The sequence below is a fragment of the Legionella gratiana genome, assembly GCF_001467695.1.
Lineage (GTDB): Bacteria > Pseudomonadota > Gammaproteobacteria > Legionellales > Legionellaceae > Legionella > Legionella gratiana.
The window spans coordinates 761,853-785,313 of record NZ_LNYE01000029.1 but is presented as its reverse complement, the minus strand read 5'-3'; the positions used below and the strand labels follow the sequence as shown (position 1 = coordinate 785,313).

Below are 23,461 nucleotides of genomic sequence, written 5' to 3'. Positions count from 1 at the left end.
TTATCCTAATTCAAAAGTAGTAATGCCATAAATTCCTTGAATAGAGAGTTTAGGCTCATCTTTTAAATACATTCTTGCAGTTGCGAATACTTTAGACATTCTAAATTTTTGTACTAAATCAATAGCCAAAGGATTATTTTCAGGGATATCTAAATAGATTGTTTGGTCTTGAGCAAATTCTGATAATTGTTCAAATAGTTTTTCTGCTATGTAAGGGGTGTCTGCAAAGAGAGGGCCTATTTTATAACCCGTAAAACATTTTCTAATAACTCCATAACCTCTTAATTGTTCTTCTTGAACATAACCAAGCGCTAAAGCGGTATTTTGTTGGATCCATGCTGAAAGAAATTGAGGTCTTGGCACTGGAAAGAAATGACGATCATAGTGTGTGAGTTGTGCAAAGGGTACTGTTTGTAAGTTTACGACCAACGGGTCTGGCTTGAGAGGAAGTGGTTTGTACTTGAGGGCATATCGCGCATTATTATGCGCAAATTTATAACCAATATGTGCATAATTGTCGATCATATCTAATACCCCGTCAATTCCAACATTACGATCACCTGTATAAGCAAGTCGAGCTTGGGTTAACTGCATCCCATACCCCTGTGCGCGGTAGTTTTTGTCTACGATATAAAAACCACAAAATGCGAAGTGGTCGTCATAAACTACAGCTGATCCCACGGCAATGATTTGGCCATTTAATTTACCTGCAAAAAAACCTTGGGGATCAGTGTGATAAAAACATTCGGCATCGTTTAATCCCGGATTCCAACCTTCTTGACGTGCCCATTCCACAGCAGTTGAAATTTCATCACGTGTCATTCGTGTTATTTGATAATTTTCCATAATAATCTCTTTAAATATAAATGCTAGTATCCCCGCTTTTTCTGGGTTTAACGGTGCAAAAGGCATTTCCATGCTTTTTAAGTCGAACGTTAAATAAATAATTTATTCGTTAAATTTAATATTAAGAAGAGACTAAAGCAAATGCGTCATTATTTATAGGGTGACATTCCTAAAGTTTGTTCCGATAAAAATCATTCCATTACACTTCATTTCATGCAAATTCTGTCCTGTGAAACATAGATTTTTTGTACTGATACCCATCTAAATGCTACATCATTACATTAAGCTGCAAATTAAATAAAATCATGCTTGGGATTCCAAGTTATCACATGCTATGATTGGAGCCTCTCTAAATTTACGGAGTTGTCAATGACATACGATAAAATCAAAGTGCCTTCACATGGTGAAGCTATTACTGTAGCTGCTGATCTATCTCTTCGTGTACCTAATAATCCTATAATTCCTTTCATTGAGGGAGATGGTATTGGTGTTGATGTGACGCCCCCTATGATTCGAGTTGTTGATGCTGCGGTTTCAAAAGCATATGGTGATAAGAGAAAAATTGCCTGGATGGAAGTATATGCAGGTGAAAAAGCGACTAAGGTATATGGTGCAGATCAATGGTTACCTAAAGAAACATTGGATGCAATGAAAAAGTATGTGGTTTCAATTAAGGGTCCCTTGACCACTCCAGTAGGTGGTGGAATTCGCTCCTTAAATGTAGCTATTCGTCAAGAAATGGATCTCTTTACTTGTTTACGTCCAATCCGTTATTTTGATGGTGTTCCAAGCCCTGTTAAAGAACCTTGGAAAACGGATATGGTCATTTTTAGAGAAAATTCAGAAGATATTTATGCGGGTATTGAATGGCAAGCAGATACTCCTGAAGCTAAAAAGATGATCGAATTTTTGATGAAAGATATGGGGGTTAAAAAGATTCGTTTTCCTGAGCATTGCGGCATAGGAATTAAGCCAGTTTCCAAAGAAGGAACAACTCGTTTAGTAAAAGCAGCAATTCAATATGCAATTGATAATGATCGCCAAACGGTAACTTTAGTTCATAAAGGTAATATTATGAAATTTACCGAAGGAGCATTTAAAGACTGGGGCTATCAGGTTGCGCGTGACGTTTTTGGTGCTAAAGAGTATGATGGCGGGCCTTGGATGGAATTCAAGAACCCTAAAACAGGTCAGCAAATTATCGTCAATGATTTTATCGCTGATGCATTTTTACAGCAAATTCTTTTAAGACCTGAAGATTATAGTGTCATTGCAACGTTGAATTTGAATGGGGATTATATTTCTGATGCATTGGCAGCTCAAGTAGGGGGCATCGGTATTGCTCCTGGTGCTAATATAAGTGACAAAGTTGCAGTGTTTGAAGCAACTCACGGAACAGCACCAAAGTATGCAGGTAAGGATAAAGTAAATCCTGGCTCAATTATTTTATCGGCCGAAATGATGCTACGTCATATGGGTTGGAATGAAGCAGCAGATTTAATTATCAAAGGTATGGAAGGTGCTATAGAAGCCAAAACGGTAACTTATGACTTTGAGCGTGGCATGACTGGTGCAACCTTAGTAAGTAGTTCTGGTTTTGGTGACGAAGTAATTAAACATATGTAACTTTTACATACTATTGTATGAGTGTCGTTTAGGGATGGTATCCGTTCATAGGTATGTTTGCCTCATGGTGAAAGTGCTTTATTTTCGCATAAGTATGTGCCAAATAAAGCCTTTCGGTGCATGAGTGCGAACGCTTACTAAGAATGGAGTGGATATGACCTGGAATAATGTAGTAGAGAATTCTAGGATTCTGTTTCGTTCACCCTAGGCAGTAATTTCATAACAATGGATTCATAATGAATGTTATCTAATCAATATGTTTTTCATTATTTCGAAGGTTTTTTTTCATTAAAATTAGCAGTTTTTACTGGCCAAAAGCGCGCGGGGAGTCTATAAAAATAGTATAGAGGTTGTATGTTATGAGCGGACAAAGTCTAGAGGAAATTGTAAGGCATAGGGTCACTGAACCAGAAATGAGCTCAGAGATCAAAGTGCCTAGAAAGTACAAAGTTGTGTTGCTCAATGATGATTATACACCAATGGATTTTGTAGTGGATGTTCTGAAACATTTTTTTCATCTGAATGAGGAAATGGCTGTTCAGATAATGCTGCAAGTTCATTTTCAAGGAAAAGGCGTGTGTGGGGTATTTACACGAGATATTGCAGAAACAAAAGTAGCTTTGGTAAATGAATACGCCAGACGAAATCAGCATCCATTGCTTTCAAGCATGGAACCCGAGTAATTTGCTGTGGGCTGAAGAGGAGCAACGACAATGTTAAATAAAGAACTTGAATTTACCTTGAATCTCGCTTTCAAGGAAGCAAAAGAAAAGCGTCATGAATTTATGACAGTTGAGCATTTGCTATTGTCTTTGCTTGATAATCCATCAGCTGGAAGTGTATTGCAGGCATGTGATGCAAACATAGAAGCACTACGCCGAGATTTGATTGAATTTATTGATGAGACTACCCCAAGAATTCCTGAAGATGAAGTAGATAGAGAAACTCAACCAACACTTGGTTTTCAGCGAGTACTGCAACGTGCTGTTTTTCACGTACAATCTGCAGGAAAAACAGAAGTAACAGGGGCAAATGTTTTAGCAGCTATTTTTAGTGAACAAGAAAGTCAAGCTGTATATTTCTTACGTCGTGAAAATATTACACGACTTGATGTAATTAATTATATTTCGCATGGTGTCTCTAAGTATCAAAATAATGACATGCATGAAAACATGAATTCTATGGAAGATGAGATGGGGGCGTCTGAAGGTAATGAGTCACCTCTGGAAAGTTATTGTACGAATCTTAATAGACGTGCAAAACAAGGCAAAATCGATCCTTTAATCGGACGACATGAAGAAATACAACGTACTATTCAGGTATTGTGCCGACGCAGAAAAAACAATCCTTTACTGGTAGGAGAAGCAGGGGTTGGTAAGACTGCAATTGCTGAAGGTTTAGCACGACGTATTGTTGATGGTGAAATACCTGATGCTATTCGTGATTGCATTGTTTATTCACTGGATTTGGGCGCGTTACTTGCCGGAACAAAGTATCGGGGTGATTTTGAGAAACGATTAAAAGCAGTGTTAAAACAACTCAGCCAACAAGATGGTGCTGTTTTATTCATTGATGAAATTCATACCATTATTGGAGCCGGTGCAGCTTCAGGTGGTGTTATGGATGCATCTAATTTGATTAAACCCCTTTTAGCAAATGGCGAATTGAAATGTATAGGGTCTACAACTTATCAGGAATACCGAGGCATTTTTGAAAAAGATAGAGCTTTGGCTCGACGTTTTCAAAAAATTGATATTCCTGAACCTACAATTGATGAAACTTTTGAAATCTTGAAAGGATTAAAAGGTCGTTTGGAAGAACATCATGGTGTAAAATTTACGATACCTGCACTAAAAGCAGCAGCAGAATTGTCAGCAAAATACATTAATGATCGATTTTTGCCGGATAAAGCGATCGATGTAGTCGATGAAGCGGGTGCTTATCAGAATTTATTAACAGCAAGTAAACGTAAAAAAATAATTAGTGTTACTGAAATTGAAAGCGTGGTTGCGAAAATTGCGCGTATACCCATTAAGAAAGTATCCGCCCGTGACAAAGATACATTACGTAACTTAGAACGTGATTTGAAACTTTTAGTTTATGGACAAGATCAAGCGATAACCGCATTGGCTTCTGCAATTAAATTAGGGCGCTCCGGTCTTAGAGATCCACAAAAGCCTGTTGGTTGTTTCTTATTTGCTGGACCTACAGGTGTTGGGAAAACTGAGGTTACCAGACAGTTAGCTAATGTTCTAGGTATCGAACTGTTGCGTTTTGATATGTCTGAATATATGGAAAAACATACGGTTTCCCGATTGATTGGAGCTCCTCCTGGGTATGTAGGATATGATCAAGGTGGTTTGCTTACAGAAGCCGTTACTAAAAACCCTCATGCCGTACTCTTGCTTGACGAGATTGAAAAAGCACATCCTGATGTATTTAACTTGCTATTACAAATAATGGATCATGGAACCTTAACCGATACAAACGGCCGCCAGGCGGATTTTAGGCACATTATTTTGGTAATGACTTCTAATGCTGGAGCAGGTGAGATGGTGCGTAACTCAATTGGCTTCTCGCAACAAGACAACAGCAATGATGGGCTTGAAGTAATTAAAAAGCAATTTAGTCCAGAATTTAGAAATAGGCTGGATGCAATCATTAACTTTGCTCCATTAGATGCAGTAACTATTGGTCTGGTTGTCGATAAATTCATTATGGAATTAGATGAGCAACTCAGTCACAAAGGTGTGACTTTTACTGTGGATAAAATGGCGCGTGAATGGCTAATTGAACATGGTTATGATAAAGTAATGGGCGCCCGTCCTATGGCTCGACTCATTCAAGAAAATGTGAAAAAACCTCTTGCTGATGAACTTCTTTTTGGTAAGTTAATGCACGGGGGGCACGTTACTTTAAAAGTAAAAGATGGTAAATTACACTTTGATAGTCATGATCACCGTGAGGGTGTTTTTTAAATGACGTTATCAGTAATAATAATAACTAAAAACGAAGAACAGAATATCAGGAGATGCCTTGAATCAGTCCGGTTTGCTGATGAAATTATAGTGTTAGATTCGGGAAGTACGGATAACACAGTCGTTATCGCTAAAGAATATACTGAACATGTTTATTCCACAGACTGGCCTGGTTATGGTGCTCAAAAGCAGCGTGCTTTATCAAAAGCACAGAGTGACTGGGTATTGAATCTTGACGCAGATGAATCAGTAAGCCAAGAATTACAACAAGAAATGCTCGAGGCTATGGCTTCTGACTCAGCAGATGCTTTTAGAGTTGCAATTCAAATGTATTTCTACAATCAACCTTTAAAGTATTCATCCAGTCCTAAAAGGCATGCTCGTCTTTTTAAACGAGCTAATGCTCATTTCAGTAATGATATTGTGCATGAAAAAATAGTTCTTCCAGCAGAGGCTCGTATTGGTAAAATCAAAAATCCGATTATGCATCATTCATTTAAAGATGTGAGTCACGTTCTTTATAAATTGAATAAATATTCATCCTACAGCGCAAAAACATATATTTCAAAGCAAAGAAAGCCAAGTTTTAGTAAGACATTAGCCGGTAGTATATGGATGTTTTTTAGGTGCTATGTAGTACAACGAGGATTTTTAGATGGCAAAAGGGGCTTTTTATTTGCTGTATTTAATGCACAAGGCACTTTTTATCGTGGTATTAAGCAAATATATCGAGACAAAAATTTAGATCAATTACCATCCTTAGCTCAAAATGGAGAGGAGCTAATTTGAGAGATTTTTTTTCAGAAGAAAAAATTAATTTATTGGCTCCGGTTCTAATTGCTTTATTAGTTTTTTCAATTCCTATTAGCTCCAGCATCAAATCAATTTTGATGGTTCTTAGCCTGGCGGCAATAGTATTTACCCCTTATTACAGACAATATTTATCGTGTGCTTTTAATACCTCATGGGCGCGCGTAGGCTTGGTTTTTTTTCTTTATATTATTATTGCTTGCTTCTGGTCTGATGCACCGTTTGCGATGCGTTATAATACAGTTGATAAATATTCTAAATTAATTTTTTTACCCATTCTTACTGTAGTTTTTATTAAACCCAGAACAAGGCAATGGGTTTTAGATAGTTATATATCAGTGATGCTATTAACTTGTGTTCTTTCCATTTTAAAAGCAAGAAATCTATTAGAATTGAATAATGTTTCTGATCCTGGAGAAGTATTTTATAACCATATCATTACTGGATATATGGTCGCTTTAGGTGTTTATCTAGCAGGGTTGCAGATTTTTAAAGTTGATGTGAGTCGACTGCAACGTTTTTTTTACTTAAGTATGTTTTTTTTAGGAAGCTATCAAATCTTGTTTTTAAACACAGGAAAAACAGGTTATTTAATATATACACTCTTAATGATAATGCTTATGGTACAGAAAATGTCTTTGAAAAAGGCTATTGTAGGCGTAATGCTATTTTTTTGCACGATTCTTTTAACTTATACGCTTAGTCTTAGGATGCAAGTAACGACACATGTGTTGTGGAATGATATTAAAGCATTACAACAACATCAGGAAAATAATTCCTTAGGATTTAGAATACAATTTCATCAATACGCAGAGTCTTTATTTAAAGAACATCCCATTATAGGTATCGGCACAGGTGGTTTTCCATACCGTTTTTCCTTAGAACAACCTATACCAGCATGGGGAAAAAAATTAAATGAACCCCATAGTCAGTATTGGTTAACCCTTGCAGAACAAGGCATAGTTGGTATTGTACTTTTGTTCTTATTTTTAGGCACTTTATTCATTACTTTTTTCAAGCTTAAAGAAACGAAACCGATTCTTTTAGGTTTGTTACTTTCTTTTTGCCTTTCATCCTGTACAGATACGGTATTTTGCTATTCAACAGTAGGTTATTTATTAATTATTTTTAGCGCCCTGTGTTTTGGTGAATTAATAGAAATGGTTGAGCATCAGTATTCATCACAGAGGTTATGAGTACTCTAGGGTCTGGAATAAAGAGTGTAGATTAGGTTCATTCGCATTTTTTAGAGATTCAATAATTGAATGGGCCAAAGATGGTAAAAATGCTGTACTGGTCCATTTCCTAAACCTAAACGTTCGTCTTTAGCAGCGTGAATGGCGTTAAATAAATAGTTTTTTGCAATATCACACGCCTTTATTAAATCAATTTTTTGTGCGAGGCATGCTGTAATTGCTGCTGAAAGAGTACAGCCAGTACCATGAGTATTGGACGTATTTATTCTTGGTCTCATGAACCAATGAGATTCGCCATGAGATCCTATGAGTAAATCATTGGAGTCTTTTGAATGTAAATGGCCTCCTTTTAACAAAACGTTCTTAGGGCCAAACTCAAGTAGCTTTTGCCCTATAGATAGCATTTCTTCTTCTGATTGCGCAGTTAATCCAGTAAATGTAGCTGCTTCAGGAATATTGGGTGTGATTAGGGTTGCCAGAGGCATCAGTAATGTGACCAATGCATCTATTGCTTCAGGTAATAATAAAGGATCACCGCTTTTAGCGAGAGTTACCGGATCAAGAACAATCGGGATATTTTTTGCTTTTCTTTTAAGAAATGAAGCAACTAATTCAATAATCTCACTATTGAATAACATGCCTATTTTGATGCTATCTGGTCTAATATCATCAAATAATGCGTTTAATTGATCTTCTATAGCGTGCAGGGGGAGGGTGTAACAATGTCTGACACCAAGAGTGTTTTGTATGGGTAGTGCTGTAAGAACGGTCATTCCATAACAACCTAAGGCTGAAAAAGTTTTCAGATCGGCTTGAATTCCGGCACCACCAGAACCATCAAATCCTGCAATTGATAAAGCTTTATATCGCATGGAACTTACATCACTTACCAAGCAGCAATTGTTTCTTCAGGTCGCAAAGAGCATTCCTCTGAAATGGAGCCATCATTACATACAACAAAGCCGGTAGTATTGTAGGTGGTGACAACCCCTCCTTTCCATAAGCAACAGCCTCTAAACAGTTGTAAATCCATTACCGCATGGGGTGTACAATAACATGCGGAGTAGAAGCCATTTTTACAGACAAGTCGTCCTGCAGAGGAGTCACAGTAACTGACACCACCCATTTGACTGCAACAACCAGATACATATCCAGACTGAGATCCTGATTTGGCATATACAGGCGTGGTGAGCAAACAAAATAGACTGGCGTAAAATAAATTTTTAAATGATAGCATCTGATGTCTCTTTTTATTTTTTAATTTTAGGATAGCATATTGGTTTAAAAATTATTAGGGTCTGTTGACAATTCTACTATTCTAGCCAAAATAGCGTGATTTTATCCGCTCCGATACTCACATACTTCGAGTATGCTGCGTTTCGGTGCTTTAAAATCACGCTATTTTGGCTCAGTCTAGCGAATTGTCAATAGACCCTAGATAAATTAAATTATCTCTAGGAAATTAGGGTACAGTCTTAATAAATAACTAGTAACTAAACCTGCTAACAAACCAAATAAATGGGCTTCCCAGGATACTCCCTTTCCTTTGGGAAAAATTCCAAAGAATATACCCACAAAATAGTAGAGGCTAACTACACCTAAGATTAAGTTTGTTAACGTCCCACTTTGATAGATATTACTCACTAAGAAGCTCCAATAACCGGTAATGAGACCACTTGCTCCTACATGTAAACCAGGTTTAGCAAAACACCAAATAGCAATGCCGCTTAATACAGTAATCATCAAAGTCACAAAAAGAAAGTAGTTTAGCCCATTAATTAAAATAAAATTACTTAAAACCACTAAAGGAATTGAGTTAAAAAATAGATGATTGAAATCTGCATGTAAAAGAGGTGCAAAAAAAATACCAGGCAATCCACGGACACGCCTGGGGATAATACCCAATAATAAAATTCTTCTGTAAATAAATCGATTTACAAAAAAGAAAAACCAGAGAATTAAAAGAATAATAGCTAGGATTGAGCTATTGTTTTGTGTTTGAATGATAATCAAAGCTAGACTATTATTTAATTCTTCAAGCATATATTACTCGTGTATTTGAGTGACTTCACAGGTCAGATTTCCTACTGCTAGACGCACATTTATTGTATCGCCAATATGAACTTGTTGGCTTGAAAGCAGCACTTTACTTTTTCTAGTTGCAATCGCATATCCTCTATCCAGAGTAGCTAATGGGCTTACTGCATGCAAGGTGGACAATTGGGTGTGCAATTGATATTTAAGTTGGTTTAACTTGGCTTGCATGAGTTGAATTAATTGTGTTGAAATTTGTTGTAAAACGAGCCGTGTTTGAGTGATTTCTGTTTTTGGATTTCTCGCTTTTAGATGATTTATATGTAGATGTAGCTGGTGTTTTTTTTGTTTGATAATGGAGTTCATATGCGAAAGAAGTTGTCTTTCTAAATAGTCTGTAGTTTGCCAGTAGCGAGAAATAGCTTTTTGTGGTGATGATATTTTATCCATCAAATGATGCAGTTTTATTTGAGATTTTTGCAAAAATCGATGCATTGCGTCATGCAAACGTGTTATGGAATGATTTAATAATTTGATTAACTCCTGACAATCAGGAGTTACTGCAATAGCTGCAGCTGTTGGTGTTTCTGCTCTATAATCCGCAACAAAGTCGGCAATGGTAAAATCAGTTTCGTGTCCCACTCCGGATACAATTGGAATGGAGCTGCTGGCGATTTGGCGAGCTAACTGCTCATCATTAAATGCCCACAAATCTTCAATGCATCCGCCACCACGAGCAAGAAGAAGTACATCACTCCGTTTCTCTTTATTAGCACGTTGTAATGCTTGGATTAATTGTTGTGCCGCCCCAGCTCCTTGAACCTCACTGGGGTAGATTAAAATACGGGCTAAAGGAAATCGTCGTGCAAGTGTTGCTAATATATCACGAATTGCTGCCCCAGTAGTTGATGTAATTACGCCAATAGTGCGAGGCATGCATGGAATAGGGCGCTTGTTTATTGAGGCAAATAATCCTTCTGCAGCCAATTTATTTTTTAATTCTTCAAAACGTTGATAAAGTGCTCCTAGACCTGCTTCTGTAATTTGCTCCACGATCAATTGATAATCGCCACGCGCTTCATACAAGCTTAATCTGCCGCTCACAATGATATGCTGACCATCAGATAACTTAGTTGTAAGTATATTGTGACGGTTTTTAAAATAAACACAGCGAATTTGAGCGCCATTATCCTTTAAAGTAAAATAATAATGCCCAGATACAGGTTTGCTTAGATTTGAGAGCTCTCCTTCAACGTAAACGATGCCAAGTTCATTTTCAAGATAACCTTTCACTTGGCGGTTAAGTTGGCTTACTGTGAGTATCGCAATTTGTGTTTTCATAAACAAACCTTTATATGATCAAAATCATTTACCCCAATTAATAATTGTAATGCAATACAGGAGTATCTTGGCAAATATCGTAAGAATAAGCTATTATTCTCGTCCTAAAAATATAAATAAAAAATAAAATGAACTCTTCGCAAAATAGAAAATTAAATCTTTTTATATCTTTTGGGTTCTTTCTCGTGACAATGAGTTTAATGGGATGTGTTGACTTATCTGGAGGTAGGGCTTCAGTTAAAAAGCCAATACCAAAGTCTGCGCAGTCAGTAATTGATCAGTCTAAGAAACCATCAAAAAAAGCAGTAAAGAAGATAGGTAAGTCTCAACCTTACAATGGCGAAGTACATACGATGTTGGGTGGACTTGGATTGTTCAGTACCGGAATGAGAACACTTAGTGATACTGTAGTAGACGAGTGTAACATTTCTGCGCCCAGCGATATGTGGTATAATGCTGGTAATGTGAGCCGTAAGATTATTTCTTATTATCAAACGCATAAGGAACATAGGCCTATTATTCTTGTAGGTCATTCTTTGGGTGCAAACGAGCAAATCAAAGTTGCGCGTAATCTTAATAAATTGGGTATTCCTGTTGACTTATTAGTTACTGTTGATGCGGTATCACAAACGATTGTTCCGCCTAATGTAAAGCATGCAATGAATTTTTATAAGCCTAGTTTTGTACCTATGTTTAGTGGTTTGAAACTTAAAGCGGTTGCTCCTGAGCAAACTCGTATAGATAACATCAATGTTACTACGATAGAAGGAATAGAAGTGAATCATTTCACTATTGATAAAGATCCTATTGTACAAGCTATGATAATGAAAGAAGTGAAAAAGGTGTTAAGTAATGCAAATAAAGCTAATGGGTAAAGACCATTGTCCTCGTGTCTGTGTGATAGGAGCAGGTCCAAGTGGGCTTGCTGCAATTAAAAATTTGCAAGAACAAGGTATAACGAATATCACTGTTTTTGAGAAAAATAATCAAATTGGTGGTAATTGGATTTATGATGAAGAAAATGCTCATTCCAGTATTTATGAAACAACCCATATTATCAGTTCAAAGCGTTGGTCTGAGTTCGAAGATTTTCCAATGCCACCACATTATCCTGATTATCCTTCGCATCGTCTGGTTTTAGATTATTTCCGAAGCTATGCAGATCATTTTGATTTAACTAAGTACATTCATTTTAATACCAATGTCTTAAGTGCTGTGCCTACCGATCTAAACCAATGGAAAGTTGAATTTGAAAATGTTCAGGGCACTCGTGAAGAGTATTTTGATTATTTATTAGTGGCCAATGGACATCACTGGGATCCTGTTTTGCCTGAATATCCTGGTGAATTTTCTGGCCAAATACTGCACTCACATCAATATAAAAAGGCTTCGGTATTTAAAGGGCAGCGTGTTTTAGTGATAGGTGGGGGTAATTCTGCTTGTGATATAGCTGTTGAAATAGCAAGAGTTTCTCCTAATACCTGTGTCAGCATGCGCAGAGGGTATCATATTTTTCCTAAATTTGTTTTTGGAAAGCCCACGGATGATGCTGTGGCAAAAATTCGATGGATGCCTTCTTGGTTAAGACAGAAAGTTTTGAGCTTTTTTGCGCGTATCCTCCAAGGACGTTACGCGAAATATAAATTAATGAAGCCGGATTGTGGTCCCTTAGAAATTCATCCAACGATTAATACGGAACTTCTTTATTTTATTCGTCATGGAGAAATATTTCCTCGTCCAGGAATTACTCATTTTGACGGTAAGCGAGTTTATTTTACTGATGGTAAATTTGAAGAATTTGATACAGTCATTTTTGCTACAGGTTATAAAATAAGTTTTCCGTTTCTTGATAAGGCAGTGGCTGATTTTAGTAATTCCACTAAGATTCCACTTTACCGAAAAATGATGCATCCTAATTTTGATACATTGTATTTTATTGGTTTGTGTCAACCACAAGGATGCATTTGGCCCTTGGCTGATTATCAATCAAAAATTGCAGCACGCATTATTATGGGAACTCTGAAGCGTCCCGAAAATTTACATGAAAAGATCGAGCGTGAAATGAACAAACCACATTACCGGTTTAAATCGCATATTCGACATGCTTTAGAGGTCGATTATCATAAATTCCGAAAAGAGTTATTGGATATGTTAGGCTCATAATAGGGAATGACCAGCTGCATTTTTTCTCCTATGCGGTATGATTCTCAATCTTCTCGCCCTCTCCTGATTTATGGATGAGGATTAATACTTTTTTGATCCTCAGTACAATTGGGGTTGTTGCATAGAGAGTCATAAAAATCGTAGGTTATGCTTTATCAAAACAATATGAATCAAATTCATGCATAAATTAAGGACAATAGTGCCTATTCTGTTGTAATTGTAGCATTCGAAAATATTCTATATTTTGCAAAATCAGAAATTATTTGTTCGATATTCTATTTAGTAATTTATTTCATTCTCTACTCGACTGCGATCAACAGTTGCCTATAAGACTGATTTGATAAAGTTTCTAATTATGGACTCAATCAATTGGTCCTATTAGAAAATGGGGAGTTAAAATGACTAAACATAATGAGATGGATGATTCTGTTCAGCTAGAAAATGGTTCAAACCAGGAAATATCCGATAGCTTAATAAATAATGGCATTGTTGCATTCCTTGATATTGATGATACTGTCCAGTTTGAAAACGGTCTAAACCAGGCATTACTCGATAGCTTAAAAAATAATGGCATTAGGGATATATACTTTATTACGGATATGCTGATTCAAAGTTCGGATATTGAACATCGTTTAAAAATAAAGGAACAAATCGAACAACAAGGATTTAGAGTGCATGGATTTATTACTCCTTTGGATTTGGCATGGATCAATTCAGAAAATAACGTTCAAAGAGATGAAGCGGGAAGCCTTGCAAAGACATTTAGTAAGCAATTATATTTACCTCAATTTGGACGCAAAAAATTAACGGGAGATGCTTTTGACTCTATTTTGCGTGATCTAAATCTTTCAAAGCAATTCCCTTCCTATAAAGAGATACTTGAAAAGCCCTTAAATCAAATGACTATGGGTAGTGCATTTAATGAAGCAGTGACTGTTTATCAATCTGATTTAAGCAAAGGTAAAGTCGCAAAGTCGGGATTTCAATTGTCTCATGACATGAATGAAAGAGGAATTGTAGCTAAGTTATTGGCTGATCAACGTTCTTGGCGTGCAAACTATACACACTCAAAAGGTCTTTTGCTAGAAGCTTTTATGACCAATAAACCCGCTTGGATAAAAGGCATTATTATGGCTGATGACAACGCAGCCGTTATAAGTAGTATTGAGCAATATGTAGAACGTAAAGCTCCAGCTATTCCTATTTCTACAATTCATGTCAATAAAAATAAGATAAATGCAAATGAATATGATATCGCAATTAAAAAATTGGTTCAAATTGAGCTTAATCGACTTGAAAATACTCTAAACGAATATTTACAAAAAAATGAAGAAGATAGGATAGATAAAAAAGAAAAAAATTTATTTGAAAAGGGCACAGAAATTTTGAACAATGTCAAAGAAATTGTGCGTAAAGAAAAACTAGATTCAAACAACCAAAGTGATTTAATTCAAGTATTATCCTCTACTAATAAAGCCTTAATTGAGCGATTTGAACCCGAGAAATCAAAAAAGAATGCTGAAGATTTAGCAAACTTATCAACTCGCGTATCTGGAAAATCTTCCACTGCTTGGAAAGCGCTTGGAGTCAGTTTGTTGGTTGTTTCGTGTGCTGTATTGGTAACCGCTGGTGTGTTAGCAGCAATACCAACTGGAGGTACCAGTTTATTGCTCTCTGTTCTTGGCGGAGTGGGGTTAGCGGCAACTATTGGTGTTGGTGCAGGTGCTGCTGCAACAGGGGCAATGGGGGCTGCGGCACTGTATCATGGTCGTGAAAAAGGACTGGCTAAATCAGTACATTTTTTCAAAGATGCTCTGCGTGAAATGAAAGCAGAACCAAGCCCTTTTGCTGTTGATATGATAAGCAATGGAGATAATAATATTTTGAGAGATTGGTGCAGAGTGGATGCAGGCCCAGTAAATATCAATGGAGAATCCATTCAAAAAATAATACAAGAAGATAAAAGGTTACATGATCTTCCAACAAGTGAAGAGTTATTCAGTAATACTGATGAGTTAAAAGCTTTTTTTAAAAATAAACTATTAAAGAACATAGCAGAAGAACAAAAAGAGAGTGTGGCCAATGAATTAATGGAGATTTTTCATCAAGGAGGTGTCTTGAATCCTGTCTGTTCAGCTGCCTTTAGATATATGCACGAGTTAGGTTATCCCCCAGCAGATGCTCGTAATATAGATGAAGAAGATATCCCTGCCCAAAGAAGAGAGATTAATTTTACACTAACAGAGAAGGGATTTAAAATTCAAGAAATTGTCACTCAAAATAGAGTTAATTCACTGGAAAATATTGAGGCAGCTATTAAACCTGATAAAGGTCAAAGTTATGTATATAAAGCCCAATCTACGCTGAATATTGATTGTTCTAAATTGCCTCTCGATATTAAAGTAGAAAGTAATACAATATTATTTGGTAACAAGATGATAGAGAATCTAATAAAAGAAAAGATGGAAAGCGAAAAAAAATCGGAAGTTGTTCCGATGATTTAAAGCTTTATTTTGATATACCCAACGCCAATGAGTTTTCGGTTTTCACGGTTCGAGAATACGTCATTCCCGCCCGATCCGAACTATAGACGAAGTCAAAGCTATCGAGCGGGAATCTATAACTGAGCGTGAACGAAGAAAAATGGATAGGGATAACGTGTTTCAATTTAATTTTATTTGCTTTTACGCCGTGCCAACAACTTGAAAGGTACTCGTCGACAATGTGGTAATAATTTCATCTAAAGAGTGATGTTTGATGCCATAATCTTTAGGATTAATAATCCGATGCTCATATCTACCTTCTCGATATTCAACGACATTCGTAGGGTTACAATACTGATTTCATCCATACCATCCTGTGAACTGATTACTAACGCTCTTTCGCTTCCTAAATTTGTTTTTGGAAAGCCCACGGATGATATGCTATGGCAAAAATTCGATGGATGCCTTCTTGGTTAAGACAGAAAGTTTTGAGCTTTTTTGCGCGTATTCTTCAAGGACGTTATGCAAAATATAAATTAATGAAGCCGGATTGTGGTCCCTTAGAAATTCATCCAACGATTAATACGGAACTTCTTTATCTTATTCGTCATGGAGAAATATTTCCTCGTCCAGGAATTACTCATTTTGACGGTAAGCGAGTTTATTTTACTGATGGTAAATTTGAAGAATTTGATACAGTTATTTTTGCCATTTTAATTTTCCCTCGCATAAGAAGGCCTTCATAGAAAGTGATTCAGAATAAACCTTAATGAAATATTAATGTGGCAGGAAAATTAAGAGTAAGCGAATCCAAAAACTTTCTTGTAAAATAATAAATCAATTATGATAATATGTGATCAACAAGAGTAATTTTTGGATTTTTTAAAATGTCACATAATAAAATTGAGTCATCTAATACGACTTCTCGCAGTAAAAGTGTAGTCATGGATAGCAATGGTATCTTACGATGCTATAACATGTTTCCTACTCAGTTTCAAAACATAGAAGAGATGATAAGCTATCTTCCTGTGTTAAGTAAAATGGGATTTAATGCAGTTTGGATAAACCCAATCCAAACCGCTGGAGATGTTAAAGACTTATTTAAACGGGATAAAACAAATGGCGTTAGAGCATTTAATGAAGTGACGCGAAGCTTATATGCCATGACTGATAGCGAGACAATAAGTCCCTATTTCAGTTCTGCTTCCTCCGAGATGTCTCTCGAAGCAAAAAAAGATTTTGATGAGAAAATCATGAAACAGTTCACCGATGAGGCCAGACACTGTGGCTTGGTGCCCATGTTTGATTTAGTTTTAAATCATGTTTCCGCTGATTCACGACATAGAACAGAGCAACCTCATTGGTTTCATGAAAAGGTACATCCCGATTTTAAGGATGCAATTGCTTTTGACTATAGAAAACCTGAAATTCGTGATGAAATTATTGAGAAATTTTGGAAACCCTATATTTTCAAATACATGATAAACTATGGTTTTGAAGGTGTTCGTGTTGATGCTGTAGGATATCTAGAACCGGAATTACGCAAAAAAATTTATAAATACATCTACGAGCTTGCTGAAACTTATAAAAAGCCTAAGCCCGTAATACTTGACGAGCTTCTTTTTAACGATAAAAAGAAAAAACTATCGGATGTTGTTGATAATTTACTTCTTCCCGACCATGGTCCAACCCATATTACCCGGGGAACTTACTATGCTCATAGAGATGAATACGGCGGTCTTCCAAGTTGGAGCAAAGAAGAGGAGGGTATCAAAGCACAAGCAGTTTTTCTAGATCGAAACAGAAAACTTCATCCTGATATGCATGGAGGATGCATCGCTTTTTCGGGTAATCATGATCATAATTCATTAGCAATGACCATTTTGGAAGAAATGGCAGAACAACGCATAAAAAATCACCCACTGTATTATGCTCATAAAAAGTATCAACAGGAAAGTGACGAATATGATGAAGCAGTATCTTCTGTCTTTCTTTATTCTTTTGTTAAAGATATCCAAAATGAAGTTCTAGCAAATAATAAGAGCACAATAGCCGAAATAGAACGTAAAATGAGGGAAAAAATAGTGATATGCGCATTAACGTCTAGTGCTGGGTGGTATGCCCTTTCTGGCGATGAAACCGGTGATTTACTTGCAAAACCTGTTTTTAGACATGCACATGCAGTTGAGCAAACTTATTATGCTCAACGTAACCATAATTTTTTTAGTCCAGAACATTCTCACTTTAAAGAGACTATGGATGTATTAACTCAAATGGCTATAGAAAATATCAATAAGGAAAATCCAGGAATTGTATTTAGAGAGTTATCTCATGCTGAAGAATCCCAAAAAAGATTATTGGTTCCCTATTTAGAGACATTAAAAAATCAGATAAATTGTGGTGATACAATAGTTTGTGCCGAGTTACAAAAAAGACTCGCTGAAAAAAATATTACGATTCATTTTATAGAAAATGATTATGTTCCTGATCCCAGAACTTCTGCAAGTGGCTGGAAAGGAGTACATGATATGAAAGATTTCATGTTAGAAATTAATAAGATATTAAGCGCTATGCCTTCTTCTAACTTTCATTTTTGGAGCGAAGTAATTCCTATTCAATCCAAGCCTAATTTAGTGGCAGTGGTTCGCAAAAATGGTGAGGGCCTAAATTCTGAAACGGAGCTTGTGATTATTAATTTAGAGCCATCACAACAAGAAACATTAACTCAAAATGATATTCATCAAATAGCGTGTAATTTCCAAAAACGAGTTATTCCTGAATATACTTATTACAATGACGGAAAAGAGAAGCATTACAACTGGACTATTAATCAACCAGAGTTTAACTTGGCTTATCAGACAATTATGTCCTGTATCAAAGGTCAAAAGATACATATCTCTGATTCAATTGTAACAAAATTTCCTAGCCACCATGTAACATCTCAATTTAGTCTGTTCCACCATAAACAATCTTCGCGAATAGATTTGAATAAAGTTGAAGAGTTATCGACACAAGATACTAATCTACTCGAGGATGTGGAGCAAAAGGAACAAGCATTTAAAGAGTACACAAATCCAATAGAGACAAAAAAATTTGTTAAATAATTGCTCTACCTGGCCTATGTTTGAATGTTGGGCGAAACGACCCAATCTACTTTTTCGATGGTCATTTACCAGTGACCATCTTGAGATTTTCTACTGCTTCACGATGGTATTTTTGGGATTCAATGCGTCATCTTGCGAACTTCTTGATTCTGGTTGAGATTTGAAGAATTTAATCGATGAATTGCTCAAATCAAACCCTTCAGAACTATCATATACAATGCTACTATCCACATGGATTTGATTAGGACCAACAGTCTCTAGCATGCGATTATATAGATTTTTTAATAGATGATTTTTTTCATCAAGGGTTCCGTATAAGAGGTATTGATTACAATAATTTTTAGCAATTTGTTGTAGGTCTTTTTTTGTTAATATAGTATTTTTCGTCTGATCAAGATTAACCGCCACAATATCAATGGGTGCGTCTATTTGCTTTCCATTTTTTCTAACAATAATTACTAAATTTGGTTTCTCTGGAAGACGTACCAGAGCACTAGAAAAACCAGCAACTGATGCTGGCAATTTTTTTAATAAGGAATTAAGTTGGCTAATAAATGCAACATTATCGTGTAATCCTTGCCAACCATTGTCTGAATTTCTTGTCTTAGCAATAAAATCTTCTGCCTCAAAGCCAATGCTACAATTTTCAGCAGAGAGTAATGAAGAAAATTTATATTGTACGGTTGCGATACCTGCATTAATTTGATGTTTAATATTCTCAATATGAGGGAGCAAAAGACGTTGTTGGAGTTCAGGGTGTTTTGATAATTCATGATATAGATCCACCAACCAATTATTGGCACTATTTTCTTCAAAAAAATTATCTTCAGCCATTTTTTCTAATACTTTATTGGCAATATCAGGCTTATCACTAAATATGTGATGCTCTCTCTGGGGATAATAAGATTTATCGACAGCATCCTTTCTTTGAAAGACCGTTTTAGCAGTCACATCACATGTTTCATCACCACTTAATAAGAACCAGCCTCCACTACCTGTAAGTGCTGTAAGAGCCATTTTTTCGTATACTAATGTTTGAAAATCGTGTAGCGTTTTTTCGTTTTTACATTCCAATTCTGTTTTAATTTGACTCACATAAGAATACAATAATGTTGTTTTTAAAGGATCTACTAGCTCTTGTTTGCTACCTTTAGCAGTTTTGGGCGTAGGAGAGAATGACTGATAACTATTCATAAAATCATTATATAAAGGATCAGAGAGAAATCGTTGTTTGGCCATTTGAAATAAGATAGTCATTGCCAATGAACGGTAATCATGGTTACCGCAAAAATTAATACAGCCTCCTTTGGCCTGTTCACGTAAAACGCCATCTTTTTGATAAAAAACGACAGATGCTTTTAATTGCTCTTCCTCCAATATTTTGCTTGGGATATCAGTGCTAGCAAGTGTAAATTCAGTATTATATACTTCGGTAGTGATATGAGTTGGTCCTACACCAGGCAATTTCAAATAACGGACCTCTTCAGCAAGTTCCCGTTTATTAAATAAAGCTTCATCAATGATGACTGGCTTTGGTTTTTTATGTTCTTTAGAAAGGGTATGGATATATTCATATACCTCTCTTCTAATCTCATGATGTACATATCCGACAGCATCTACACGTACACCATCAAATCCATATTCAAGCATATAACGTTGGATATAGGGCTGCCAAAGTTCCCTCATTATTTCTTTTCTGATTTTTTCATCATCATAATTAAATCCGCGGACATCTTTAAAATCTTCATGTGCCCCTTTGAACCAATGAGGTTTTTCTTTGCACAATGGAGAATCAATAGCAACATGATTCAAGACCAGATCAAACATAGGGACAATGTCCAGTTCTCTCGCCCTTTGGGTAAATGATTTTAAGGCGTCTCGATTAAGTTGCTGGATCTTTTCTAATGAATCGTTAGCAGTCCCCTGGCTAAATTGAGGATTAATAAGATCGGGGTTGCTCATCGCATACAAACTACGAGTGACTTCATTACCTATTTTTACACCCAAATTCTTATCGGTTTTGAAAAAACCATTAATGTCACCAGGTAATTGCAAGGGGTTAATCCATAATGCATTGAATCCATATTGTTTCAATTTCGGCAAATAATTTTTCATATCTTCAATAGAGCGAAATTGCGTGGGATACATGTCGTAACATGCAATAATACCGTTGCCTTCGGTTAAAAAATTATAATTCATAAAATCATATTTCCTAAAAACAACTAAAAGAGCTATTAGTAAATTCTTCTGTCTCACTTGACTTTAAATCAGCCAATATTTTCTTGGAGTTATTGGCAGCCCTGTTGTAAATGTCATTAACTATTGTGACGGGTATTTTCCCTCTAGAAATAGTCTGTTGGATTGCGTTTTCCCAAGAAGCAAAGGCTCCTTTATTTCCATCAATTAGACCTTTTCCAAAATAAGCATTATTGATGGCATTAATTGAATAAGCATGCACAGTTATTTCTTTGGCAACTAAAATTGGCGTAATCATTAAGTGATCAATATAAAAAAATTCGTGCATTATAGCATAAATTCATTGACGAAACTTCTAACTTATTAGTATTTTGGTATAGACCTCACATCCTTTTCTGCCATATGGTTGTTCCAATACCACCTGTTACTAAAGCAACTCACTTTCTTCCTCCTTGATTAGCTTCTTCAAAAAATAATAGGTATTTATTTAATCACTTCAACTTCTTCCACTAACATTGAGGGACAAAATTAAAAAATCAATGTATTAGAACAATACACCAGTTTCAATAAGCAATCGCTCTTGTGAGTGCTTTGTACCATCCTGACCAAAGGCTGAACCGGCTGTAATATTATTTGCATCCACAAGGGACGCCTCACCGCGCACAAAAAAGATATCTCGTTGATAGGTTGGTGTTAGTGTTAATGACCATGCATTGCTGCCAGGGCCATAGGCAAGATTAATTCCGCCTGTTGTATCAATATATTCGGCACGCCCAGTAAGGCTCCAATGGGTATTGAAAGAAAATTTTATCGCTAAGCCAGCTCCATAAGAAGAAGCTGAGTCCAGTAGCCCGATACCAGGGTCCTTAGGAACATGAGTAAATTGTAATGTAGGACCAATAATCAATCGACCGGAGGTATAAGAATAAATCAAATCATAAATCTGACTGTTATTCTGAGCCAATGGAGTCACGAGACTCCATTGGTTGTCATGTTTGATATTTCCGGAAGCAACTACGCTTATGCTATTTTTTGAATTAATAGTATAAGTTACTAGTCCCGAAAGCCAGTTAAGCCGCCCAGAATAAAAGCCATCGTTTAAAGAAACCGAGACACTGGCAGGACCATGGGTGTAGTGTACGTGGACACCGCGATTCACCGCATTGGTCTGATTCCAAAGCAATCCACGCTCAACATTAAAATTTTGGAAGGTAAAAGTATTTTCAGCGCCGATGAGCGTGAATAACTTTCCTGCCATTATCGAAAAATTATCGCTAGGAGCCAATGTGATAAAAGCCACTGGAACGGGGCCGAAAAAATCACGAGTCGTATCGTCCATGCGCAGATAGGGAGTACCAAGAGAGGGTAAAGAATAACCACCTGCCTGAACATAAAATTGCAACAAACCTCTGGTATTCTGAATAAATAGCTGACCATTATCTAAATCGAGTAGTGAGTTCGGATTTCCCATTACAGGATTGTTCTGCCGCAGGCCAAAGCCGCTTAAAGCGCCAGTGATATAAATTTTTTCGAATGGGCCTGCCTCGATGTTAAATGGATTGGAATTGGCAACAAGTGGACCAGTAATCGCAGGATAGGGCAAAGAAATCGAAGTTGTTTCAGCTTCTGTAGTTTTAGCCCAGGTTGGCACTATTAGAATACTAAAAGAGATATAAAGTAAAATTTGAGCAATAGATTTTTTCATACTCGTTCTACTCCGTGCCATATAAGCCAAATTAATAGTTCCAGGTTCTACTGCCACTTCCGAATAAAAAATATGTTTCTCGAGAAATAAGCTATGGAAAATATTTTAAGATTTAGTATATTTGCCAATCAGTTCACAGTGCTCAAGAATATGCTGTTGCATCGCTTTTTCTACTATCTGTTTCGTCGCTGTTTTATCCAACGAAAGCAGCGTATCAAGCGCGTAGAGCTTAAAAAAATATCGGTGCGTGCCAGATGGTGGACAGGGACCACCATAACTTGATTTCCCCCAGCTGTTTTTACCAGTGATTACTGAAGCAGGTAGCGTCGCTCCTGTTCTAAGTTGCCTGTAATCAGCTGGCAAATTCAATAAAACCCAGTGAACCCAGACCCCCATTGGTGCATCAGGGTCATCCATAATCAAAACGAACGATTGTGTATGCGGAGGTGGATTGTGCCAAATAAGGGGTGGTGGGTGGTTATCCCCCTCACAAGTATATTCCAAAGGAATCAAAGCATTGTGCTTAAATGCTGGGCTTTCTAGTGAGAAATTCAAAGTAATCTCCTTATATTTGTGATTTTTCCTGTCTTTTTTACCTTAATTTGCCATAAATTAAGAAAAGTAACTCATTTAAGCATAGCATGATCACTATACAGTTGTGTTTTTATGAGGAGTTAAATGATTTTCTTCCCACAGAAAAGCGGCAATTAAGAGAAGATTAGAAATAAATAAAAATTTGCCTGGAAATTTCAGGGGATTACAGTGAGGGACTCTTATATAAAAAACGCGTATGTACTTAATATAGGATGATTATTTGCAAGGCGATTTCAATGAGCATGGAGAAGAAGCATCAAATAATGGAACAACATTTACTGGATATGAGGATGAAATGTACCTACCTGGTGGACGTTCAGCTCTGGTTGAACATCCAATCATTCATTCCCAACCTACGATTTTATTTTTATTGACGTAAATGGAT

At 36.4% G+C, this 23,461-nt stretch carries 19 protein-coding genes and 1 pseudogene; 11 read left to right on the top strand and 9 right to left on the bottom strand.

Annotation, left to right across the window (positions count from 1 at the left end; translation table 11 throughout):
• On the bottom strand, window positions 1-846 hold the full coding sequence (locus Lgra_RS16515) for a GNAT family N-acetyltransferase (protein WP_058500353.1): 846 nt from the start codon (window positions 844-846) through the stop codon (window positions 1-3).
• Between the two features lie 369 nt (window positions 847-1,215).
• On the opposite strand from Lgra_RS16515, the gene icd reads away from it, so the two are divergent.
• The 5 genes from icd to Lgra_RS16490 all read left to right on the top strand — a co-directional run bounded on the left by icd (window position 1,216) and on the right by Lgra_RS16490 (window position 7,456).
• The gene (gene icd / locus Lgra_RS16510) at window positions 1,216-2,472 is read left to right on the top strand and encodes an NADP-dependent isocitrate dehydrogenase (RefSeq protein ID WP_058500245.1); all 1,257 of its coding nucleotides are present in this window, start codon (window positions 1,216-1,218) and stop codon (window positions 2,470-2,472) included.
• Window positions 2,473-2,831: 359 nt separating this feature from the next.
• Window positions 2,832-3,155 carry an ATP-dependent Clp protease adapter ClpS gene (gene clpS, locus Lgra_RS16505; RefSeq protein ID WP_058500244.1) on the top strand — a complete coding sequence of 108 codons (324 nt, stop codon included), beginning with the start codon at window positions 2,832-2,834 and terminating at the stop codon, window positions 3,153-3,155.
• A 30-nt stretch (window positions 3,156-3,185) separates the two neighbouring features.
• The gene (gene clpA, locus Lgra_RS16500) at window positions 3,186-5,450 is read left to right on the top strand and encodes an ATP-dependent Clp protease ATP-binding subunit ClpA (protein WP_058500243.1); all 2,265 of its coding nucleotides are present in this window, start codon (window positions 3,186-3,188) and stop codon (window positions 5,448-5,450) included.
• A complete protein-coding gene (locus Lgra_RS16495) occupies window positions 5,451-6,239 on the top strand; it encodes a glycosyltransferase family 2 protein (RefSeq protein WP_058500242.1) in 789 nt (262 codons plus the stop codon).
• Window positions 6,236-7,456: an O-antigen ligase family protein gene (locus tag Lgra_RS16490; protein WP_058500241.1), complete on the top strand. Its 1,221-nt coding sequence runs from the start codon at window positions 6,236-6,238 to the stop codon at window positions 7,454-7,456. Before Lgra_RS16495 ends, Lgra_RS16490 begins: the two co-directional genes overlap by 4 nt.
• A 50-nt stretch (window positions 7,457-7,506) precedes the next feature.
• On the opposite strand, the gene thiD is transcribed toward Lgra_RS16490, so the two are convergent.
• The 4 genes from thiD to xseA form a co-directional block, all read right to left on the bottom strand.
• A complete protein-coding gene (gene thiD / locus Lgra_RS16485; RefSeq protein ID WP_058500352.1) occupies window positions 7,507-8,328 on the bottom strand; it encodes a bifunctional hydroxymethylpyrimidine kinase/phosphomethylpyrimidine kinase in 822 nt (273 codons plus the stop codon).
• 14 nt (window positions 8,329-8,342) lie between these two features.
• Complete coding sequence (locus Lgra_RS16480) at window positions 8,343-8,693, bottom strand: hypothetical protein (protein ID WP_058500240.1); 351 nt, start codon at window positions 8,691-8,693, stop codon at window positions 8,343-8,345.
• A 206-nt stretch (window positions 8,694-8,899) separates the two neighbouring features.
• On the bottom strand, window positions 8,900-9,499 hold the full coding sequence (locus tag Lgra_RS16475; RefSeq protein ID WP_058500239.1) for a rhomboid family intramembrane serine protease: 600 nt from the start codon (window positions 9,497-9,499) through the stop codon (window positions 8,900-8,902).
• A gap of 3 nt (window positions 9,500-9,502) precedes the next feature.
• Window positions 9,503-10,831, bottom strand: a complete 1,329-nt coding sequence (xseA, locus tag Lgra_RS16470; RefSeq protein ID WP_058500238.1) for an exodeoxyribonuclease VII large subunit — start codon at window positions 10,829-10,831, stop codon at window positions 9,503-9,505.
• A 128-nt stretch (window positions 10,832-10,959) separates the two neighbouring features.
• On the opposite strand from xseA, the gene Lgra_RS16465 reads away from it, so the two are divergent.
• From Lgra_RS16465 to Lgra_RS16445, 5 genes and pseudogenes are all read left to right on the top strand, one after another.
• Window positions 10,960-11,706: a hypothetical protein gene (locus Lgra_RS16465; RefSeq protein WP_058500237.1), complete on the top strand. Its 747-nt coding sequence runs from the start codon at window positions 10,960-10,962 to the stop codon at window positions 11,704-11,706.
• Window positions 11,684-12,994, top strand: a complete 1,311-nt coding sequence (locus Lgra_RS16460; RefSeq protein WP_058500236.1) for a flavin-containing monooxygenase — start codon at window positions 11,684-11,686, stop codon at window positions 12,992-12,994. Before Lgra_RS16465 ends, Lgra_RS16460 begins: the two co-directional genes overlap by 23 nt.
• 398 nt (window positions 12,995-13,392) lie before the next feature.
• Window positions 13,393-15,498, top strand: coding sequence for a hypothetical protein (locus Lgra_RS16455; protein WP_058500235.1), 2,106 nt, complete (start codon window positions 13,393-13,395; stop codon window positions 15,496-15,498).
• Between the two features lie 384 nt (window positions 15,499-15,882).
• Window positions 15,883-16,187: pseudogene (locus Lgra_RS16450) on the top strand (monooxygenase); the annotation flags it as partial.
• A gap of 177 nt (window positions 16,188-16,364) precedes the next feature.
• The gene (locus Lgra_RS16445; protein WP_058500233.1) at window positions 16,365-18,581 is read left to right on the top strand and encodes an alpha-amylase family protein; all 2,217 of its coding nucleotides are present in this window, start codon (window positions 16,365-16,367) and stop codon (window positions 18,579-18,581) included.
• Window positions 18,582-18,671: 90 nt separating this feature from the next.
• On the opposite strand, the gene Lgra_RS16440 is transcribed toward Lgra_RS16445, so the two are convergent.
• From Lgra_RS16440 to Lgra_RS16425, 4 genes are all read right to left on the bottom strand, one after another.
• The gene (locus tag Lgra_RS16440; protein ID WP_058500232.1) at window positions 18,672-20,780 is read right to left on the bottom strand and encodes an alpha-amylase family protein; all 2,109 of its coding nucleotides are present in this window, start codon (window positions 20,778-20,780) and stop codon (window positions 18,672-18,674) included.
• Window positions 20,781-20,793: 13 nt separating this feature from the next.
• A complete protein-coding gene (locus Lgra_RS16435; RefSeq protein WP_238584475.1) occupies window positions 20,794-21,075 on the bottom strand; it encodes a DUF5630 domain-containing protein in 282 nt (93 codons plus the stop codon).
• Between the two features lie 246 nt (window positions 21,076-21,321).
• A complete protein-coding gene (locus Lgra_RS16430; RefSeq protein ID WP_058500230.1) occupies window positions 21,322-22,482 on the bottom strand; it encodes an outer membrane beta-barrel protein in 1,161 nt (386 codons plus the stop codon).
• 105 nt (window positions 22,483-22,587) lie between these two features.
• On the bottom strand, window positions 22,588-23,037 hold the full coding sequence (locus Lgra_RS16425; protein ID WP_058500229.1) for a YbhB/YbcL family Raf kinase inhibitor-like protein: 450 nt from the start codon (window positions 23,035-23,037) through the stop codon (window positions 22,588-22,590).
• A 259-nt stretch (window positions 23,038-23,296) separates the two neighbouring features.
• Between Lgra_RS16425 and Lgra_RS17895 the strand changes: the two genes are divergently transcribed.
• The gene (locus Lgra_RS17895) at window positions 23,297-23,455 is read left to right on the top strand and encodes a hypothetical protein (RefSeq protein WP_157068274.1); all 159 of its coding nucleotides are present in this window, start codon (window positions 23,297-23,299) and stop codon (window positions 23,453-23,455) included.
• Window positions 23,456-23,461: the final 6 nt, after the last annotated feature.

Bases quoted from the DNA above. Each gene is read 5' to 3' on its own strand.
- Lgra_RS16515 (WP_058500353.1), bottom strand. From the start codon at position 846: ATGGAAAATTATCAAATAACACGAATGACACGTGATGAAATTTCAACT.
- icd (WP_058500245.1), top strand. From the start codon at position 1,216: ATGACATACGATAAAATCAAAGTGCCTTCACATGGTGAAGCTATTACT.
- clpS (WP_058500244.1), top strand. From the start codon at position 2,832: ATGAGCGGACAAAGTCTAGAGGAAATTGTAAGGCATAGGGTCACTGAA.
- clpA (WP_058500243.1), top strand. From the start codon at position 3,186: ATGTTAAATAAAGAACTTGAATTTACCTTGAATCTCGCTTTCAAGGAA.
- Lgra_RS16495 (WP_058500242.1), top strand. From the start codon at position 5,451: ATGACGTTATCAGTAATAATAATAACTAAAAACGAAGAACAGAATATC.
- thiD (WP_058500352.1), bottom strand. From the start codon at position 8,328: ATGCGATATAAAGCTTTATCAATTGCAGGATTTGATGGTTCTGGTGGT.
- Lgra_RS16480 (WP_058500240.1), bottom strand. From the start codon at position 8,693: ATGCTATCATTTAAAAATTTATTTTACGCCAGTCTATTTTGTTTGCTC.
- Lgra_RS16475 (WP_058500239.1), bottom strand. From the start codon at position 9,499: ATGCTTGAAGAATTAAATAATAGTCTAGCTTTGATTATCATTCAAACA.
- xseA (WP_058500238.1), bottom strand. From the start codon at position 10,831: ATGAAAACACAAATTGCGATACTCACAGTAAGCCAACTTAACCGCCAA.
- Lgra_RS16465 (WP_058500237.1), top strand. From the start codon at position 10,960: ATGAACTCTTCGCAAAATAGAAAATTAAATCTTTTTATATCTTTTGGG.
- Lgra_RS16460 (WP_058500236.1), top strand. From the start codon at position 11,684: ATGCAAATAAAGCTAATGGGTAAAGACCATTGTCCTCGTGTCTGTGTG.
- Lgra_RS16455 (WP_058500235.1), top strand. From the start codon at position 13,393: ATGACTAAACATAATGAGATGGATGATTCTGTTCAGCTAGAAAATGGT.
- Lgra_RS16445 (WP_058500233.1), top strand. From the start codon at position 16,365: ATGTCACATAATAAAATTGAGTCATCTAATACGACTTCTCGCAGTAAA.
- Lgra_RS16440 (WP_058500232.1), bottom strand. From the start codon at position 20,780: ATGAATTATAATTTTTTAACCGAAGGCAACGGTATTATTGCATGTTAC.
- Lgra_RS16435 (WP_238584475.1), bottom strand. From the start codon at position 21,075: ATGATTACGCCAATTTTAGTTGCCAAAGAAATAACTGTGCATGCTTAT.
- Lgra_RS16430 (WP_058500230.1), bottom strand. From the start codon at position 22,482: ATGAAAAAATCTATTGCTCAAATTTTACTTTATATCTCTTTTAGTATT.